4 protein-coding genes and 2 pseudogenes are annotated in these 3,725 nt (G+C 35.7%); all 6 read right to left on the bottom strand.

Features of this window, described 5'->3' with window-relative positions:
- Nucleotides 1-81: 81 nt before the first annotated feature.
- Nucleotides 82-528 (bottom strand): annotated as a pseudogene (gene mobQ, locus HMPREF0381_RS04825) (MobQ family relaxase); the annotation flags it as partial.
- A gap of 268 nt (nt 529-796) precedes the next feature.
- Nucleotides 797-1,069 (bottom strand): DUF3847 domain-containing protein, encoded by a 273-nt coding sequence (locus tag HMPREF0381_RS04820; protein WP_008750771.1) that lies wholly within the window; start codon nt 1,067-1,069, stop codon nt 797-799.
- Nucleotides 1,070-1,232: 163 nt separating this feature from the next.
- Nucleotides 1,233-1,985 carry a class I SAM-dependent methyltransferase gene (locus HMPREF0381_RS04815; RefSeq protein WP_008750770.1) on the bottom strand — a complete coding sequence of 251 codons (753 nt, stop codon included), beginning with the start codon at nt 1,983-1,985 and terminating at the stop codon, nt 1,233-1,235.
- A gap of 173 nt (nt 1,986-2,158) precedes the next feature.
- Complete coding sequence (locus HMPREF0381_RS04810) at nt 2,159-2,341, bottom strand: transposase (RefSeq protein WP_008750769.1); 183 nt, start codon at nt 2,339-2,341, stop codon at nt 2,159-2,161.
- A gap of 79 nt (nt 2,342-2,420) precedes the next feature.
- Nucleotides 2,421-2,969: pseudogene (locus HMPREF0381_RS04805) on the bottom strand (DUF4368 domain-containing protein); the annotation flags it as partial.
- 24 nt (nt 2,970-2,993) lie between these two features.
- Nucleotides 2,994-3,725, bottom strand: a 732-nt coding sequence (locus tag HMPREF0381_RS04800; RefSeq protein ID WP_008750767.1) for an IS630 family transposase, incomplete at its 5' end; no start/stop codon positions are given.

Here is a 3,725-nt window from a genome sequence, read left to right as displayed (position 1 = left end):
CACAAAACTGAATTTCACGGATTCAGGTTTTATTTTCTCGCCATTTTTATCAAAGATATATTCCTTTTTTGATTTTGCTCACCATGTTTTATCTTCATTTAACGGTCGCATGGTAAGTAGGATATGTGCGTGTGGGTTTCCGTCATTTTTATCGTGTATAGCAATGTCGGCACACATACTGACACCTACAAAATTTTCTTTCACATAGTTTCTTACAAGTTCAATCTGTTTTTCCCTGTCTAATTCTTTAGGCAATGCAATTTCTATTTCTCTTGCAAGCTGTGAGTTTTTACTTTTTTCTATTTTCTCGACACTGTTACATAAGACAGAACGGTTTGCAAATTCCTGTGGTGCATTTTGTGGTAATAGAATTTCAGTATGGGCTATTCCGCCTTTTCTTGTAAAGTCGTGGACTATTCCATCATATTCATTTTTTATCTTTTCGCCACTTCGATAGGCAGAAGCTGCAACTGCACTTTTTCCTTTGCCTCTTGAGATAATCTTTATACTAAGATGATATATCGCCATAAGATAAGACCTCCTTTCTTTTTTTGATACTTTGATATGGCGATGGATAAGACTTCCTAAAAAAATCGGATAGCTTTTTATCCGATTTCTTTTGGGAAGTACACAAGGGGTAGGAAATTTATTTCCGTAGGGGAGTGTAGCTCCCCTGTATCAGCGTTAGCTGATATGCTCTCTGCAAGAGCCTTCGGAGAACGCACACACCCTTTAGGGTGTATAAGTGCGCCCTTGTACCCTTGTAAACAAGGGATTATTCCTCTGTGTTCATTTCTTACTCTTGTGTTCCTGTATTTCGATTTTCGCTTTGTTCTCGCTTCTCTATGATTTTTAGGATTTTTTGATTGACTGATTCTTTTATATTCAGGAATGTAATTAGTTGATAAAATTCGTCTTTGGTGAAGTCCTTGCTTTTGGTAAAGATACTTTCAAAGACTGCTTCTTTTTCATAAAGACGTCTATCTCTTTTCTTTCGCTCTTCCTGTTTCTGCTGACTGATGAGTTTCTTTCTTTTGTTTTGTAACTGCTTGATTTCTTCTTCCGCCATTAAGATTTTTTTGTCTATATTTTTTCATTTTTCTCTTTTCCTTTCTTTCTAATTTTTAGCAATAAAAAAAACAGCAAACCGATTTGATTTACTGTTTCGTGAACTGCTATGTTATAGCTTGTATTTAATTGTTTTAGCTAGACAAACTGGAATTTATCTATTTCTATAATTTAGCTGATTTTGTTGCAATATATGTTTTAATATTCAGTTTATGCAGCCTACCAAAACCATTTGTATCTTCATATATATCAAGCAGAGTAAACCCTGCCTTTAATTGTCCACCTATCTGCTCCGTTATATTGTGAGAGAACTGCATTCCGGATTTTTCTTTAATCATATATTCTTTAGCCGCTTTATCTTTTAATGGATTAAAAGGCATTTTCCAAACAATTTCTTTTTCTTCATTATCCACAATGTAGTTTATCTCATTATTTAAACCTGCAAGAAAAATACCACCCTTTTTCAGAACTCTATATGCTTCATTAAAAACATGTTGCACATCTTCAACATAACAGTTAGAAACAGGATGAAACACTATATCAAAAGTCTCATTTTCAAAAGGCAAAATTTTTGTCATATCACCTTCAATTGCTTTAATATTATAGCCTTCTCTTTCAGCAATTAAAAATTCGCTTTCTATTTGCTTTGAAGAATAACCAAGTACAGTACAGTCCGCCCCTAACGCATTAAATATAGGCATTTGTTGTCCTCCACCTGATGCTAAACCTAAGATTTTCTTTCCTTTTAAATCTCCAAGCCACTCATGTGGAACTGAAACAGTCGGAGTAAGAAAAACTTTCCATTCTCCATTTTTTGCACTGATATATTCATCATGCGAAGTTGGTTTCCCCCATTCCCAACCTTCCTCAACCCATCTGTCAATGGTTTCTTTGTTTATATCCTGATATGTTTTCATTATTTCACTTACCTCCTTAACAACTTTAGAATTTATCTCTATAAACTTTGCTAATATTATACTATTTTTAAGGTATTTTTTCTACTGTCAGATTTCCTACTTACTTTCCGGTTTTTCATAGAATTAGATAGGAAGAGCATGGTATTTACTAACACTAAATATTCTACTATCCTTTATTCTTTCCGTTCCGCTTGCACTACCTTTAACAGCTTATCTTGAAAGGTATCCTTGCTCTCTTTATCAAAATATATCTCGCTTACAAAGGTCTTTCCTCTAATCTTTTTTGTTAGAATGGCGTCAGGTTTTTGTGGCGTGGCTCGTTCATCTTTAGTCTGTGCTTCTTGTTTTTCTGTCATTCAATCCTCCTTTTACTTGCACAAAAAAAGATTTCCTGTGATTTAGGAAACCTCTTTTCGTCTTGGTTGATATTTGGTTTTAGGTTGTGGCTTGTAGCTTCTTTCTTACTCGGTATTCTCGTGCTTTTATCCGTTCATACTCTCTGAATTTGTCAATATTTTTAGATCGGTATTCTTTGGAATATGCCCTGTGATATGCTCTTGTTTTTTCTTTCTTGGCTTCTTCGATTTCTTCCCTCATATGTATCATTTCTTGTTCTGTCGGCTCTATCTCTTTTGTAAGTTCATTTTCAAATTTTCCGATATAATTGAAATAGACTTCAATACGCTGAACAGCATATTTTGCTCTTTTGACATCTCTTTCATGCACTACAATTTTACTGATAAATTCATTGATGGCGGTGGGGGTAAGTTCTTCAAAATCTGAGTAGCTTTCTGCCAGTTTGATAAAGTTCTTTGCTTTTTGGTTTGCATTTTCAAATTCGTATAAGCGTTCCTCTATTTGCTCTTGTTCTGCTTTCAAAGTGTAATATTCTTCCGCATATTTCCCCGATAATTGCTCATAACGCTTCGGCTCAATATTTCCCAGTGCGTTATCTTCATAGAGCTTGTTCATTACTGTTTCTATCCGTACTAGTATATCGAATAATTATTAACTGTTACAAACCTCGTTGGTTTTAATTCCTGCTTCAATCGCTTCGGTAACGCTAATTTCATCCATTTTGTATGACCAATGATAAACAACCGGCTCTCGATTGACCTCATCGAAGTAAAGGTAGATACGACGCTCCAACTCTTCCTTTGTTTCTACTCTGATACCTTTGAGCATCTGTTTCGTCATCTTGCTAAAGAAGCTTTCTATCATGTTAAGCCAAGACCCATGCTTAGGTGTAAACACAAATACAAATCTTCCTTCGGGGCGAGTAGCAAGGTAGTTCCTTGTCTCTTTTGATTTATGTGCAGAATGATTGTCACATACTATGCGAATGATATCTCTTTCAGTATAACGATCATCGAGCTTTTTAAGTAGTTCTATAAAATCAGAACTTTTATGCGTTGTGCTAACATAAGGGATTGCTTCACCTGTTAGCAGATCTATTCCGGCAAGAAGTGATAAGGTTCCGAGACGCTTATATTCAGCATCTCGCATCACATAACCGTTTCCGACCGTAGGGCGAAGATCCTCTCCTGTAGTGGCAATAGCCTGTATTCCCGGCTTTTCGTCACAAGATACTGTATGTACCATCGGTTCATCTGCCGGGATAATAAGCTGACCGTTTTCATCGAATTGCATACTCACCTGTTTATACACCAACAGTACATCATGCATCTTGGACTCAAACTCAGGATCACGTTTTTCACAGTAATACTTTATTTTGTGCGG

The organism is Lachnoanaerobaculum saburreum DSM 3986, assembly GCF_000185385.1.
GTDB lineage: Bacteria > Bacillota > Clostridia > Lachnospirales > Lachnospiraceae > Lachnoanaerobaculum > Lachnoanaerobaculum saburreum.
This window is presented reverse-complemented; position numbering and strand designations above follow the sequence as displayed.